Source organism: Lentzea sp. NPDC036955 (assembly GCF_055608005.1).
Map to the genome: position 1 here is coordinate 991,437 of NZ_JBVJRC010000001.1, position 13,940 is coordinate 1,005,376.

The 13,940-nt window shown below is 72.0% G+C and carries 13 protein-coding genes and 1 tRNA gene; 11 read left to right on the forward strand and 3 right to left on the reverse strand.

The window, feature by feature from the left end; all coding sequences use genetic code 11:
- Positions 1 to 44: 44 nt before the first annotated feature.
- Genes ACZ7CF_RS04540 through ACZ7CF_RS04555 form a run of 4 tightly spaced genes read left to right on the forward strand, consistent with a single transcriptional unit; the run spans position 45 to position 5,723 of the window.
- Positions 45 to 1,088, forward strand: coding sequence for a 5'-methylthioadenosine/S-adenosylhomocysteine nucleosidase family protein (locus ACZ7CF_RS04540; protein WP_470368820.1), 1,044 nt, complete (start codon positions 45 to 47; stop codon positions 1,086 to 1,088).
- On the forward strand, positions 1,089 to 3,227 hold the full coding sequence (locus tag ACZ7CF_RS04545) for a hypothetical protein (protein WP_458433602.1): 2,139 nt from the start codon (positions 1,089 to 1,091) through the stop codon (positions 3,225 to 3,227).
- Positions 3,224 to 4,642, forward strand: a complete 1,419-nt coding sequence (locus tag ACZ7CF_RS04550; protein ID WP_470368821.1) for a hypothetical protein — start codon at positions 3,224 to 3,226, stop codon at positions 4,640 to 4,642. Before ACZ7CF_RS04545 ends, ACZ7CF_RS04550 begins: the two co-directional genes overlap by 4 nt.
- A 4-nt stretch (positions 4,643 to 4,646) precedes the next feature.
- Positions 4,647 to 5,723, forward strand: a complete 1,077-nt coding sequence (locus tag ACZ7CF_RS04555; protein WP_470368822.1) for a TIR domain-containing protein — start codon at positions 4,647 to 4,649, stop codon at positions 5,721 to 5,723.
- 186 nt (positions 5,724 to 5,909) lie between these two features.
- On the opposite strand, the gene ACZ7CF_RS04560 is transcribed toward ACZ7CF_RS04555, so the two are convergent.
- Positions 5,910 to 7,034: a DUF1015 family protein gene (locus ACZ7CF_RS04560; protein WP_470368823.1), complete on the reverse strand. Its 1,125-nt coding sequence runs from the start codon at positions 7,032 to 7,034 to the stop codon at positions 5,910 to 5,912.
- An 18-nt stretch (positions 7,035 to 7,052) separates the two neighbouring features.
- On the opposite strand from ACZ7CF_RS04560, the gene ACZ7CF_RS04565 reads away from it, so the two are divergent.
- The 6 genes from ACZ7CF_RS04565 to ACZ7CF_RS04590 all read left to right on the forward strand — a co-directional run bounded on the left by ACZ7CF_RS04565 (position 7,053) and on the right by ACZ7CF_RS04590 (position 10,876).
- A complete protein-coding gene (locus tag ACZ7CF_RS04565) occupies positions 7,053 to 7,526 on the forward strand; it encodes a cation:proton antiporter regulatory subunit (RefSeq protein WP_360398934.1) in 474 nt (157 codons plus the stop codon).
- A 5-nt stretch (positions 7,527 to 7,531) separates the two neighbouring features.
- Positions 7,532 to 8,704 carry a cation:proton antiporter gene (locus tag ACZ7CF_RS04570; protein ID WP_360398937.1) on the forward strand — a complete coding sequence of 391 codons (1,173 nt, stop codon included), beginning with the start codon at positions 7,532 to 7,534 and terminating at the stop codon, positions 8,702 to 8,704.
- A 62-nt stretch (positions 8,705 to 8,766) separates the two neighbouring features.
- Positions 8,767 to 9,924, forward strand: coding sequence for a S8 family peptidase (locus ACZ7CF_RS04575; RefSeq protein WP_360398940.1), 1,158 nt, complete (start codon positions 8,767 to 8,769; stop codon positions 9,922 to 9,924).
- A complete protein-coding gene (locus tag ACZ7CF_RS04580) occupies positions 9,921 to 10,142 on the forward strand; it encodes a hypothetical protein (RefSeq protein WP_360398943.1) in 222 nt (73 codons plus the stop codon). The genes ACZ7CF_RS04575 and ACZ7CF_RS04580 overlap by 4 nt, the downstream gene beginning before the upstream one ends.
- 94 nt (positions 10,143 to 10,236) lie before the next feature.
- Positions 10,237 to 10,755, forward strand: a complete 519-nt coding sequence (locus ACZ7CF_RS04585) for a DUF6319 family protein (RefSeq protein ID WP_470368824.1) — start codon at positions 10,237 to 10,239, stop codon at positions 10,753 to 10,755.
- A gap of 32 nt (positions 10,756 to 10,787) precedes the next feature.
- A tRNA-Asp gene (locus ACZ7CF_RS04590) sits at positions 10,788 to 10,876 on the forward strand.
- Positions 10,877 to 11,280: 404 nt separating this feature from the next.
- Here the strand turns inward: ACZ7CF_RS04590 and ACZ7CF_RS04595 are convergent.
- Positions 11,281 to 12,252: a quinone oxidoreductase family protein gene (locus tag ACZ7CF_RS04595; RefSeq protein WP_360398949.1), complete on the reverse strand. Its 972-nt coding sequence runs from the start codon at positions 12,250 to 12,252 to the stop codon at positions 11,281 to 11,283.
- A gap of 1 nt (position 12,253) precedes the next feature.
- Positions 12,254 to 13,054, reverse strand: a complete 801-nt coding sequence (locus ACZ7CF_RS04600) for an SDR family NAD(P)-dependent oxidoreductase (protein ID WP_470368825.1) — start codon at positions 13,052 to 13,054, stop codon at positions 12,254 to 12,256.
- A 125-nt stretch (positions 13,055 to 13,179) separates the two neighbouring features.
- Here ACZ7CF_RS04600 and ACZ7CF_RS04605 point away from each other — a divergent pair, with 125 nt between their 5' ends.
- Positions 13,180 to 13,932, forward strand: coding sequence for an SDR family oxidoreductase (locus ACZ7CF_RS04605; RefSeq protein ID WP_360398955.1), 753 nt, complete (start codon positions 13,180 to 13,182; stop codon positions 13,930 to 13,932).
- Positions 13,933 to 13,940: the final 8 nt, after the last annotated feature.

A 13,940-nucleotide genomic window follows, 5' to 3' on the forward strand; every position in this document is an offset into this window, starting at 1 on the left:
TCGGCTACCGTCTGGAACTCGGATCCAAACGACCGGAGCGACACATGATCGTGATGCTCACCGCGCTCGAAGTGGAGTACGCCGCGGTGCGCGCGCACCTGTCCGGCACCGCCCTCCACCACCACGCGTCCGGCACCCTGTTCGAGGTCGGCACCACCGGTGGTGGGCAGCAGGTCGCCATCGCCCTCACCGGCATGGGCAACTCCAGCGCCGCCACGATGACCGAACGCGCCATCACCGAGTTCGACCCGGACGTCGTGCTGTTCGTCGGCGTCGCCGGCGGCCTGCGCGACTGGCTGCGGCTCGGTGACGTCGTGGTCGCGAGCCGGGTCTACGGCTACCACGGCGGCCGCGAGACGGAGGACGAGTTCCTGGCGCGGCCGCGGGCGTGGGACGTCCCGCACCACGTCGAGCAGATCGCCCGCTCGATCGCGCGTGCGAAGGAGTGGAGCGCGAACCCGCCGAACGTCCACTTCGAACCGATCGCGGCCGGCGAGGTGGTGCTCAACTCGACCGAGTCGACGCTGGCCAGGCAGATCCACCGCAACTACAACGACGCGGTGGCGGTCGAGATGGAGAGCGCCGGGGTCGCGAACGCCGCCCACCTGCACATGGCCACCCCGTCGGTGACCGTGCGCGGCATCAGCGACCTGGTCGACGACAAGGACCTCACCGACAAGCAGGGGTGGCAGCCCAAGGCCGCTGCCAACGCCGCCGCGTTCGCCGTCGCCCTCGCCGGCGCACTCGCGCAGCCCCGCCGTCACAAGGGAAAGGCCCGGCCCGTGGGCGACACGACGAACAACTTCCACAACTACAGCGGTGTCGGTCAGCAGATCGGCATCAACAACGGCGTCGTGAGCGCGGCGCACCCGGCGGCCGCACCGCGCGACCGGCTGGACGCCATCACGGCGGCGGTGGTGCACGCGCACAAGAACGGCCAGATGGACACCGCGTGGTTCACCACGGCCATGGTGGCGCTGGACAACCTGCGCAACTCCTCCGCACCGCTCGACCTCCGCCCCCTCAAGGCACTGCTCGGCGGCGTGCCCGCCCTCCGCCCGGTGCTCGACTCCATAGTGGACGACTAGATGACCGCTGCAGCGACCAACACCTTCGACAACCACGGCGACGTCGAGACCCAGGTCGGCGTCAACAACGGCGTCATCCACAAGACGTCGATCTACAACAACAACGCCGGCGAGCCGCCGGAGACCAAGTTCGAGAACGCGCTGACGTACTTGCGCGGTGGCCAGCCGCGGATGGCCGAGCGGCTGCTCGAACAGGTGCGGCAGGCCGGTCTGGTCACCACCCGCTTCCACTACTACTACGTGCTGGCGCTGCTGAGCGACCGCACGCTGAACGAGCTGCCGCCCAGCGAGTTCAAGAAGATCGTGTTCGAGCTGTCCAGCGCGAAGACCTCGCCGGAGACGCCGGGCGAGTACCACCGGGCGCTGTGGGTGGTCGAGCACCTGATCGCCTACATCGAACGGCAGGACCGCGCCGCTGACCCGAGCGGCGGCGAGCTGCACGAGGTGTCCACGGCGTTCCGGGAGCTGCCGGCCGCACGCCAGCAGGAGATCGCCCGGCACCTCGACATGATCCTCGACGGCGCGGTGCAGGACTCGCTCGACGCCTCGATCGCGGCCCTCGCCGAGCAGCGCCGGATGGACAACCGGCGCGAGCACCGGGCGTGGCTGTACTTCCAGCCGGAACCGGCGCCGCCGCTGCTCGCGGAACCGGTGAAGGCGCCGGTGGACCTCAAGGCGTGGGCCATGTCCGTGCTCGGCGGGCTCGCCGGGCTGTGGGGCCTGGTGCGGCTCTTCGACTTCCTCACCGGCGCGGCACCGGGTGCGGCGTGGCTCGCGGTGCTCCTGGTGCTGGGCGGGGCGTTCCTCTTCGTGTGGTTCCGCGTCCAGGCCAAGGTGCTGGACCGCCGCCGCGGTGTGCGCGAGGCGCGGCTGCGCGGCTGGAACGAGGGCCCGCCGCGGGAGGTGCCCGACTGGAAGGTCGAGGAGATCTCCTGGCGCGTGCACGCGGCGTTCGACGCGGAACGGCCGCCGAAGCGCACGGTCCGCCACCACGTCAACCCGAAGAACCCGGAGCCGCAGAAGGACTGGGACGCCGACACCGCGGGTCTGCGGGTGTCGATGGTCGACTGGTTCGTGCGCATCTACGGCGCCACGCACACCGAGCCGTCCGGGCTGATGTGGCTGATCCGCTGGCACACCCGGCGGCTCAGGGAGCAGTGGCAGGCCGACGGGCTGCACGCGTTCCGCAAGGAGCTCAAGACCCCGTGGTACGCCAAGGTGCTGCCGGTGGCCGGGATCGTGCTCGTGGTGCTGTTCGGGCTGTCGCTGATCGGGATGCAGCCGGGTCCCGGCTCGTTGTTCGCCCTCGGGCTGGGCGTGTGCGCGTTCGGTGCGAGCGAGGTGCTGGCGGCGTTCCGGGTGCGGGCGGCGCTGCGGGCCGACTACGCCGAGCAGCTGCGCGAGGAGACCGAGGCCTACCGCGGCTGGCTCGACCTGCTGCGGGACCGGCCCTCCGACGACGAGATCGCGTACTGGCTGCGGTTCGACGTGCTGCACCTGAAGTGCCGTGCGATGCGGCGCAGCCAGCTGTCCAGCAAGGACATCATCTGCCACGTCGAGCTCACCGAGGGCGCGCCGGGGGCGTTGCGGGCCCGCGACAAGATGGCGCCGGTGCGGTACTCCGAGTACTGGGTCAAGGTCTTCCTGCTGACCAGCGGCGGTGTGCACGAGACCGAGTACTGGCTGGACTTCTTCAACGGCAACGTGCACGACCCGCACGACATGTCGTTCCGCTACGACGCGGTGGCCTCGGCCACGCTGAACGAGGTCGGCGTCCAGTTCTCCGGCAAGCGCAGGCACATCGTGCGGATGGGCGACAACGTCCAGGTGGGCGACCAGTTCACGTTCCGGCAGGCGATGCAGCTGTCGCTGGTGAACAGCCAGGACATCTACGTGCTCGTCGACGACTTCCGCGGGATGACCGACGAGAGCGAGGACGAGGCGAAGCTGCGGGAGATCGCGCAGCAGTCCTCGGGTGTGCAGAGCGCGTTGCACATCCTGCAGGCCGTGGCCCGCGAAGGCCGTGAGTGGATCTCCCGGCAGCGCGACCGCCGGCAGCGCCGCTGGCAGGACTTCGCCGAGCAGCAGCAGTTCCGGGAGCTGCAGAGCAGCTGGGAGCAGCGCCGGGAGATCGGGTGATGGACCCGCGCCGGTTCGTGAAGCGGCTGCCGGTCGCCGACGCGCTGCTCGACCGCATGGCCTACACCGGGGCGCGCGGCGACCGGCGGGCGGCGCTGCTGAACGCCTTGCTGCCCTCCGGTGCCCTGGCGCACTCGCTCACGTTCGCCGTGGCACCGGCGGGCGAGGAGGTGCTGTCGTGGCCGGCGCGGTTGCCGCCGCTGACCGCGCTGCTCGCCCCCGGGTCGCCGTTGACCGGCGCGCAGGTCGTCGTGCACACGCGGCCACCGGCGCCCGGTGCCTACCGCGAGCTGATCCAGCACGGTGTCCCCGCGCACCGCTGGACCTACGTCGCGGTCTCCTCCGACGACCCCGCCTCGGCCTCGGTCTGGACGCAGAACGTGTTGCGGCAGCACGGTTTCACCGCCGCGCAGCTGGACCAGGACGAGCTGCTGGACGTCGTCGCGTTCCTCGGCGGCCTCGACGGTGCGGCGGCGTCGGCGAAGCTGATCGAGCGCGGGTTCGAGGCGTGCACGATGGGCGCGGAGCTGCACGTCTGCTTCACCTGGTCGGAGGCCCCGGTGCTGGAGCTGCTGAGCCGGTTCCCCGCCGTGCCCGCCACGGTCGGGGTGCGGGTCGCGCGGACCGGCGGCGAGTTCGTCGCGGAACGGGTGCTGCGGCTGAGCGGTCCCGACGTGAAAGCCCTGCAGAGCGCCGAGACGTGGCTCGCGAACGGTGTCCGGCACGCGGGGCGGTTGCAGCGGCTGAACGGGCACCACGCCTCGGCGGCCGCGGTGACGGTACCGGTGTGCGTGCCGCCCTCGTTGCCCTCCAAGCAGTCCTGGACGCACGTCGAACCGCCGCACGTCGCCGGTCGGGCCGCGGCGTGGACCGGTGGCGCGGGCGTGGTGCTCGGGTGGGACGTCGTGCGGCAGGCGCACGCGCCGTTGCGGCTGTTCCGGGAACGGCCGGTGGTCGGCGTGGTCACGAGCGCACGGCTGGCGCACCTGGTCGCGGCGCGGTCGGTCAGCTGCGGTGCGGGCGTGACCGTGCAGTCGGAGGCGCCGTGGCCCGGTCCGTTCGGGCACGCGCGGCCGGGTCCGCCCGCGGTGGCGCTGGGCGGTCCGCGGTTGCCGCACCTGCTCGTGCTGGACCGCCCGGCCGAGGTGCCGGGGCTCGCGGGCCTGCCCGGCTCGCACCACGCGGTGCTCGTGGTCGCCGACCTCGGGCCGGAGCACGTGCCGTTGCTGGAGGTCGCGGACTTCGCGGTGGCCGGCGACCTCGGTGCGCCGCAGCAGTCGTTGCTGCGCGGGGTGTTCGGCACGTGGCTCGACGACCTCCCGCTGGTGCCGGGGCAGGTGACGGTGATCGGGCGCGGTGTCGCTGCCCGCGTCGGCATCACCCTGACCGGCCAGGAACACCACCTGCTGGGCTGACGCGATGCCGACGGTCTTCGTCAACTACCGCGTGCGGGAGCAGCCCGGCTACGCGACGCTGCTGCACCGCGAGCTCGCGCAGGCGTTCGGCGCGGACCGGGTGTTCCTCGCCTCGCGGTCGCTGCGGGCGGGCGACGACTTCGTCGAGGAGGTCTTCGCCCACCTGCGCCGCTCGCAGGTGCTGCTCGCGGTGATCGGGCCGCGCTGGCTCGACCACACCGGCGACCCCGGCGAGGACTGGGTGCTGCGCGAGATCGCCGAGGCGTTCGAGCTCGGCATCCGCGTGGTGCCGGTGCTGGTCGAGGACGCCGAGCTGCCCACCGGCCTGCCCGCGGGCGTGGAGGCGTTGCACCGCTGCCAGTACGTGCGGCTGCGGCACTACTCGGTCGACAGCGACATCTCCGCGCTCGTCACGCACCTGCGCGGCATCGCCGGCGACCGCCCGTCGCCGTCGGTGTTCCGGCTGGGCGACCGGTCGTGCCGGATCGCGATCCACGAGGGGTCGATCCGCAGGGTGTACGACTGCGACGCGTGGGTGAACAGCGAGAACACCGACATGCGGATGGCGCGGCACACGGACTTCTCGGTGTCGGCGATCATCCGGTACTGGGGTTCGGCGCGCGACGAGACCGGGCGGATCGTCCGCGACCTGGTGGCCGACGAGCTGGAGGAGCTCGTGGCACCCCGCCGCCCGGTGGCGCCCGGAACGGCGCTGGTGACCGGGTCGGGGGCCCTGGCGGCGACGCACAACGTGCGGTTCGTCGTGCACGTCGCCGCGGTGCAGGGCGAGCCGGGCGCGGGGTACCGGCAGGTGTCGGACATCGGCGGGTGCGTCACGACGGCGCTGGACCGGGTCGAGCCGCTGGGGGTGCGGACGATCCTGTTCCCGTTGCTGGGCACCGGGGTCGCGGGCGCGGACGTCCCGCACACGGCGCGGATGCTGGTGCAGGCGGCGGTCCACCACGTCGAACGGCACCCGGAGACGGCGCTGGAGCGCATCTCGTTCCTGGCCTACGACGACCACGAGCGGCTGGCGCTGGAGCAGGCGGTGCGGATGCTGCCGCTGATGCCCGAGCGCTGAGCCGGTGGCGCCCCTCAGTGGTCGAGGTCCGTGCGCAGCGCCGCCGCGCCGCGCAGGTGCACGTGCTTGACCGACGCCCGCGGCAGGTCCGTCCGTCCTCACGTGCGCGAGCAGCCGGACCACCCGCGGCATCGCCCCCGGCACGGCGATCTCCGTCGCCGACAGCAGCGGCACGTCCGGCAGGGCCTAGGGAACCCACTCGGCGGGGTCCTGCGGGGTCAGGTCCGCGAGCAGCAGCCCGCTGCGCGGTTTGGGGGTGAAGTAGGTGCTCTTGCGCGGCATCTTGGCCCCGGCCAGCACGGCGGGCAGCGGCACCGGCGCGATCAGCAGCACCGCCTCGGCCTCGACCCGCGGGTCGACCACGGCCTTCACGCACGGGCTCTCCGGGTCCAGGTCCAACGCCTCGTGCAGCAGCACCGACTCCACCACGGCGTGGTCGACGCCGCGTCCCGCGGGCAGCTCGACGCGCAGCACGGTGTCCGGGGTGCGCACGACGACCACGCCCGGTTCCGGGTCGGTGACGAACGGCAGCTCGCCGACGCGCAGCCCGACCCGTTCCCACGCCGCCACCAGGTCGGCCGTGCCCAGCCCGGTGCCGACGACCGCGCGGTGGAACGGTCCCACCCGCAGACCGGGCCCGGAGGTGACGAGCGCGAGCAGCCCGGCGAGGCCCGCCTCCCTGGCCGCGGCGACCCGGTGGTTGCCGTCCGCGACCAGCAGCCGGTGCGCCCCCGCGGCCGCCAGGAACGCGTCCTGCCGCTCACCGGGGCCGACCAGCCACACCCAGTGCCGGCGGCCACCGGAGTCCACGAGTGACACGGCCGGGTCCTCGGTCATGCCGTGCACCAGCTCCGTGAGCCCGTCGTGCGGCGTCATCGGGACCAGCATCGCCGCGCTCGTGGCGATGCCGAGGGTGGCCAGCACCTCGGCCCGTTCGGCGACCACACCGGGGTAGACGTCCTCGGTGTGCGCGATGGCGTCCGGGTCTACCAGGCACAGCAGCCCGCACGCCGTGCCGTCCGGCCCGTCCACCCGGTAGGGCGCGACCACGTCGGTCACCTCGCGGTAGGCCCGCCGGATCAGGGCGGCGAGCTCGGCGCGGGCGGCCGGCAGCGCTTCGAGCAGGCCGGTGCCCGCCGCGAGCGCCCGCGGCGTGCGGTGCGGGTGCTGGACGGCCAGCAGGGTGCCGTGCGGGGCGCGGGCCAGGGCGCCGATGACCTGGCCGGGCTCGGCGAACTCGTCGACGTCGGGGCCGGGCACGCGGTCGCGCACCACCCACCCTCGTCGCACCGGGCGAACTGGGAGAGACATCCACGTATCATGATCTGTGTGAACGTGGAGATCACGCCCCTTCCGGGCATCGGGACGCGTCAGGACTTCACCATCCGCGCCGGGCGCCGGGTCGGTGTGATCACCTACCGCGACGGCAGGTTCGAGCTCATCCTGTCCAAGGCGAGCGACCCCGACTCGTGCGCGGCGTCGATACCCCTCTCACCGGAGGAGGCGAACACGCTCGCGGGCCTGCTCGGCGCGCCGCAGCTCGTCGCCCACCTGCGCGAGGAGACCCGTGACATCGCGGGCATCACGACCCGCCAGCTGCCGGTGACCGCGTTCGCGAACCACACCCTGGGCGAGACCGCCCTGCGCACCAGGACCGGTGCGTCCATCGTGGCCGTGGTGCGCTCGGGCAACGCCCACCCGTCGCCAGGACCCGACTTCATCTTCGAGAACGGTGACCTCGCGGTCGTCGTCGGCACCGCGGAGGGCCTCGACGCCGCCGCCGAGATCCTCCACGGCGGTTAAGCACAGTGCATGAGACAACCATCGCCATCATCCAGCTCGGCGCGGTGTTCTTCGGTCTTGGTCTGCTCGGCCGCGTCGCCTGGAAGATCGGCATCTCGCCGATCCCGCTCTACCTCGTCGGCGGTCTCGCCTTCGGCGTGGGCGGCTTGGTCCCGTTGCACGGCATCGACGAGTTCACGCACCTGGCCAGCGAGATCGGCGTCGTGCTGCTCCTGCTGCTGCTCGGCCTGGAGTACTCGGCCTCCGAGCTCACCACCGGCCTGAAGCGCTCGTGGATGGCCGGCGTGCTCGACCTGGTGCTGAACGCGGCACCGGGCGCCATCGCGGCGTTCCTGCTGGGCTGGGGGCCGGTGGCGGCGCTCGCGATGGCGGGCGTCACCTACATCTCCTCCTCCGGCATCGTCGCGAAGGTCCTCGGCGACCTGGGCCGGCTGGGCAACCGCGAGACACCGGTCGTGCTGTCGGTGCTGGTGTTCGAGGACCTCGCGATGGCGGTGTACCTGCCGGTGCTGACCGCGGTGCTGTCGGGCGTGAGCTTCCTCGGCGGCCTCACCTCGGTCGGCATCTCGCTGCTCGCGATCACCGTGGTGCTGGTGGTGGCGCTGAAGTACGGGCGGTTCATCTCGGCCATTGTGGACAGCCCGGACCACGAGGTGTTCCTGCTGAAGCTGCTCGGCTCCGCGCTGCTGGTGGCCGGTGTCGCCTCGCAGCTGCAGGTGTCGGCGGCGGTCGGCGCGTTCCTGCTCGGCATCGCGATCTCCGGGTCGACGGCGGAGAACGCCACCCGGTTGCTGGAGCCGTTGCGCGACCTGTTCGCGGCGATCTTCTTCGTGGTGTTCGGCCTCAACACCGATCCGAAGTCGATTCCACCCGTCCTCGGAATCGCGGTGGCGCTGGCGGTGATCACGACCGCGACGAAGGTCGTCACCGGCTGGTGGGCGGCGCGGCGGCAGGGCATCGGCAAGATGGGCCGCATGCGTGCGGGGGCGGCGCTGGTGGCGCGCGGTGAGTTCTCCATCGTCATCGCCGGCCTGGCGGTGGCGTCCGGTCAGGTGAACGGGGAGCTGGCGGCGCTCGCGACCGCGTACGTCCTCCTGATGGCGATCCTGGGGCCGATCGCGGCCAGGTACGTTGAGCCGATCGGTGAATTTTTCCAGCGACGTCGGCAGATGGCCTGAAACAGACGCCTCCGGATGACGACTCTCTCTAATAGGGCTACAGGAGAGTAGGGGCGATCATCATGACCGAACCAGCGGAAGTGGAGACGACGGGCCGATTCCTGGTGCTGCTGCGGGAGGACGCCGTCGACGAGGGGGTGGCCGAGCTCGGCGCGATCGCCGGGTTCGACCCGAACAGCGGAGACCTGGACCCGGACACCGTGCAGGTGTTCCCGGAGCTGGGCGTGGCCGTGGTGACCGCGGACCCGGCCCTGCTGGCCGAGCTGAACGGCGCCGCCGAGGGCCCCGGCCCGGTGCAGGTCGTCGAACCGGAACGCGTCGTGCACGTGTTCGCCGCACCCGTGCCCGACGACGAGCCGGAACCGGCGGCGGACGAGTCGGTGCTGACCTGGGGCCTGCAGGCGGTGGGCGCGGACGTCAGCACGGCGACCGGCAAGGGCGTCAAGATCGCCGTGCTCGACACCGGCTGGGAGCAGAACCACCCGGACTTCACCGGCCGGACCATCACCACGAAGTCGTTCATCACCGGCGAGGACGTGCAGGACGGGCACGGCCACGGCACGCACTGCATCGGCACCGCCGCGGGCCCGCGCAAGCCGGCGACCCCGCCCGGCTACGGCGTGGCGTTCGAGGCGGAGGTCTTCGCGGGCAAGGTCCTGTCGAACGCGGGCTCCGGCTCCGACGGCGGCATCCTCGCGGGCATCGACTGGGCCGTGGCCAACGGCTGCGCGGTCATCTCGATGTCGCTGGGCGCGGACGTCCCCGCGGGCACCCCGTACTCGCAGATCTACGAGACGGTCGCCCAGCGCGCGCTCGCGAAGGGCACGCTGATCATCGCCGCGGCCGGCAACGCCTCCACGCGCCCCGGCCGGGTCGCACCGGTCGGTCACCCGGCGCGCTGCCCGTCCATCATCGCGGTGGCGGCGATCGACGTGAACCGCGCGATCGCGTCGTTCTCCTCGGGCTCGGCGGACAAGATCGGCCAGGTCGACGTGTGCGCCCCCGGCGTGGACGTGCACTCGTCGTTCAAGCTGCCCGAGAAGTACCGCCGCCTGCGCGGCACGTCCATGGCGACCCCGCACGTCTCCGGCGTGGCGGCCCTGGTCGCCGAACGCACCGGCGCACGCGGCTACGAGCTCTGGGCCCGCCTGGCCGGCACCGCCCTGCGCCTGCCCCTGCCGTCGACCGACATCGGCACCGGACTCGTCCAGGCGCCATGACCGGTTCGGTGGACCAGGTGATGGTCTCCGTGACCGAGGGCTCCCTCCCGCAGGTGCTCGACGACCTGCGGGAGGCCGGCCTGGTCGTCGACACCGTCCTGGAGGCGCTGGGCGTCGTCACCGGTACCGCCGAGATCCGCGCGATCCCCACGCTGCTCGCGGTGCGCGGTGTCGTCGACGTGGAACGGCAGTGGCGCGTGCAGCTCCCACCCTGGTGACTAGGCTCTGCGCTGACCCCATTCCTGCTCGATCGAACACGTGTTCTACGATTGTGCGCGGGGTCACGTCGTTGCGCAGAGAGGAAACCTGATCGTGTCGGACACGCTCACCGAGGTGCAGGCAGTCGAGAAGACCGTGGTGGAGGGCACCCCGGCGCCCGCCGCCGGGCCGGTCGGCGCCGTGAAGCCCGCTGCGGCTGACGCTGCAGCTGCTGTGGTTGATGCCGCGGCCGACCCTGCGGTCGACGCTGCCAAGCCGGTCGAGGCCGCGAAGCCCGTCGAGGCGGCTCCCAAGGCCGAGAAGCCCAAGGCGGCCGCCCGCACCAAGAGCACGGCGAAGAAGACCCGCACCGTCGAGCTCACGCTCACGGTCACCGGCACCGCCGAAGGCGAATGGCAGGCCGACCTGGTCCACGGCACGCAGCGCGTGGTGTCGGGCCTCGTCATCCCCGCCATCGCCGTGGCGAAGGCCGCCAAGGAACTGCACGAGGACATCGCGGAGGGCATCGAGTCGGTGCTCGAGGCGGCCCGCGACCAGCACCGCACCCGCATGGAGGAGCTCGAAGCCGAGCTCGCCAGGGTGAAGGCGCAGCTGGCGGAGCTGTCGGAGTAACAGCGCGTCGTTGTTCCGCAGTACGGCCCTGGGGGCGGTCCGCGTGTGGCGGGCCGCCCCTTCGGCGTTCCGCATGTGACTGTCAATCGCAGGGTTACTGGTTCGAGTCCGGTACCGGCCAGCGCGAGACACGTCACTCGGACGGGTGAAGCTTGTCCGGATCTGCGCCTGGGCTCGTCTTGTTCACGTCCGGATCTCATGGGCTCGCGCGCCCCGGAATGAGGAGGTGCGGCGGCCGGCCCTGGGTGACACGTCCGCGGTACCGCGGAGGCACGCCCTGGCCGAGGAGAGCCACGCGGAGCCGAGCCGGGCCGTGCTGGACGGAGGCGAGGCCGCGCAGGGCGGGTGACGCGGGCGGGGTTGGGCAGGGCCGTGCCGGGCCTGAGCCACATCGGGCCAGCCAAGCTGAAGCCCCGAGGCCTGGGGCCGCGCCGGACCGAACCGAACCGCGCCGCGAGCCGCGAGCCGCGAAAAGCAAGGGGGCGGCCCGCCGCAGCGAACCACCCCCCTCACCCTCAGCCGGCGCTACCGCGACGGGTCCAGCAGCAGCTTGCCCGCCGTCCGGCGGGACCGCAGGTCCTCGTGGGCCTGCCGGATCTCGCCCATCCCGTACTCGCCGCCCGGGATCGCCTTCAGCTTGCCGTCGACCACGAGCTGGAACAGCTCGGCCATCGCGCGGTGGGCGAGGGTGCCGTGGTCGGCGTCGCGGACCTTCAGGGCGTGGGGCAGCCACATGCCCGCGACGGTCGTGGAGTGCACGAGCAGGGCGCCGAGGTCGACTGGCTTCGGCCTTTCGCGTGAGGCCATGCCGTAGAACGCGAGGCGGCCGAACGGGGCCAGCGCGGCCAGTGACTGGTCGGTGGTCGCACCGCCGGTCATGTCCAGGACGACGTCGACGCGGCGTCCGTTGTTCGCCTCGATCAGGGCGGCCGTCATGTCTTCCGCGCGGGAGTCGACTGCCACGTCGGCGCCGAGGTCGAGGGCCAGTTTGCGCTTGTCGTCGGACGACGCGGTGGCGATGACGCGGCCGGCGCCCCAGAGTTTCGCCAGCTGCACGGCGATGGTGCCGACGCCGCCCGCGGCGGCGTGGACGACGACGGTCTCGCCGGGTTCCTGGTGCGTGGACTTGCGCAGCAGCAGCCAGGCGGTGGCGCCCTGCACGATCAGCGAGAGTGCGGTCAGGTCGTCGACGCCGTCGGGCACGTCGAACGTCGTCAGCGCGGGGGCCACGGCCTTCTCGGCGTAGCCGCCGGAGTTCTTCGTCAGTGCCACGACCCTGCGTCCGTCCTCAGTGGACCCGACGACCTCGCCGCCGGGGACCAGGGGCAGGGTCATCTTCGCCAGGTAGGAGTTCTCCGCCTGGTGCGTGTCGGCGTAGTTGAGGCCGGCGCGGCTGACGTTGATCAGCACCTCGCCCTCGGCCGGTACGGGGTCGGGCAGCTCCACCTGCTGGAGCACCTCGGGGCCGCCGAACTCGGTGATCTGGATGGCACGCACGTCAGTTCTCCTCGAGCGCGATCGAAACGGGGTCCTTGCGGGCGGCGTCGATGCGCGAGCCGTCGGGGTTGCGCGGGCCGGGCGGGTTGCGGAAGCCGAACGGCTCGGAGGGCCGGCCGGACTGCACGAACCACGCCTCGCCGGTGCCAGAGCCCTCCACAATGGACATGAAGGTGTCCACGACGGCCGACACGGGCAGGATCGGCATGCCGATGTCCTGCAACGTCGAACGCAGCGGCGTGATGATGTCGGTGTCGGCGAACGCCGGGCAGAGGGCGTTCACGCGGATGTCGGGGTACGCGCCGGCCAGGGAACGGACCAGACCGACCACGGCGGCCTTGTTCGCGCCGTAGACCGGGTCGCCGGGCATCGGCATGAGGCCGGCCATCGACGCGGTGGCGATGATCTGGCCGCCCGACGCGCGCACGTAGGACAACGCGGCGTGTGCGCCGTAGACGACGCCGTCGAGGTTGATGGCCATCGCGCGCCGGTACACGTCGGCGTCGAAGTCGTCGCCCAGTGAGCAGCCGGTGCCGATGCCGGCGTTCAGGAACGCGATGTCCAGGCCGCCGAACTCGCGCACCGCGACCGCGACGGCCTCGGTCGAGTCGGCGGGCTGCGTCACGTCGCAGCGCACGAACACGCCGCCGGCCTCGTCGGCGACGAGCTTGCCCCGCTCGACGTCCACGTCGGCGACCACGACCCGGACACCGAGCCCGGCCAGGCGGCGGGCGGACGCGGCGCCGATGCCGTTGGACCCGCCGGTGATGAGCGCGACCTTGCCGGTGAGCTCCACTGGCACCTGCCTCCTCGAAGATGTGCAACATTCCGACCAGTCGGTATGGTCGTCCGCACGGCGCTGGACGTCAAGCGGACTGATGGGTACGTTACTAAGCGCTTGCTTAGCTCACAATTGGAGGAGGACCCGTGGCCGACAGGGTTGCCATCGTCACCGGCGCGGCGCGTGGCATCGGTGCCGCCGTCGCGCAGCGCCTCGCCGCGGACGGCCTGGCCGTCGCGTTGCTCGACCTCGACGAGCAGGGCGTGCTCGAAGGCGCCGACAAGATCGTCGCGGGCGGTGGGCGCGCCATCGGGCTCAAGGTCGACGTGGCCGACGAGGAGCAGGTCAACGCGGCCGTGGCCAAGGTCGCCGAGGAGCTCGGCGCGCCGACCGTGCTCGTCAACAACGCCGGTGTGCTGCGCGACAACCTGCTGTTCAAGATGTCCGCGAGCGACTGGGACACGGTCATGAACGTGCACCTGCGCGGCGCGTTCCTCATGAGCAAGGCCGTGCAGGCGTTCCAGACGAAGGAAGGCTTCGGCCGCATCGTCAACCTGTCGTCCACGAGCGCGCTGGGCAACCGCGGCCAGGCCAACTACTCCGCCGCCAAGGCCGGTCTGCAGGGCTTCACGAAGACCCTCGCGATCGAGCTCGGCAAGTTCGGCGTCACGGTCAACGCGATCGCGCCCGGTTTCATCGCCACCGAGATGACCAAGGCGACCGCCGAGCGCATGAAGATCTCGTTCGAGGACCTCGTCAACGGTGCCGCGCAGACGATCCCGGTCGCGCGCGTCGGGCAGCCGGAGGACATCGCGCACACCGCGTCGTTCCTCGTCAGCGAGGGTGCGGGCTTCGTGTCCGGTCAGGTCATCTACGTCGCCGGCGGACCGAAGGACTGAGGGCAGCC

Coding starts and splice junctions, on each gene's coding strand:
- ACZ7CF_RS04575 (WP_360398940.1), top strand. CDS start 8,767: ATGACCGAACCAGCGGAAGTGGAGACGACGGGCCGATTCCTGGTGCTG.
- ACZ7CF_RS04545 (WP_458433602.1), top strand. CDS start 1,089: ATGACCGCTGCAGCGACCAACACCTTCGACAACCACGGCGACGTCGAG.
- ACZ7CF_RS04580 (WP_360398943.1), top strand. CDS start 9,921: ATGACCGGTTCGGTGGACCAGGTGATGGTCTCCGTGACCGAGGGCTCC.
- ACZ7CF_RS04560 (WP_470368823.1), bottom strand. CDS start 7,034: ATGTCTCTCCCAGTTCGCCCGGTGCGACGAGGGTGGGTGGTGCGCGAC.
- ACZ7CF_RS04540 (WP_470368820.1), top strand. CDS start 45: ATGATCGTGATGCTCACCGCGCTCGAAGTGGAGTACGCCGCGGTGCGC.
- ACZ7CF_RS04555 (WP_470368822.1), top strand. CDS start 4,647: ATGCCGACGGTCTTCGTCAACTACCGCGTGCGGGAGCAGCCCGGCTAC.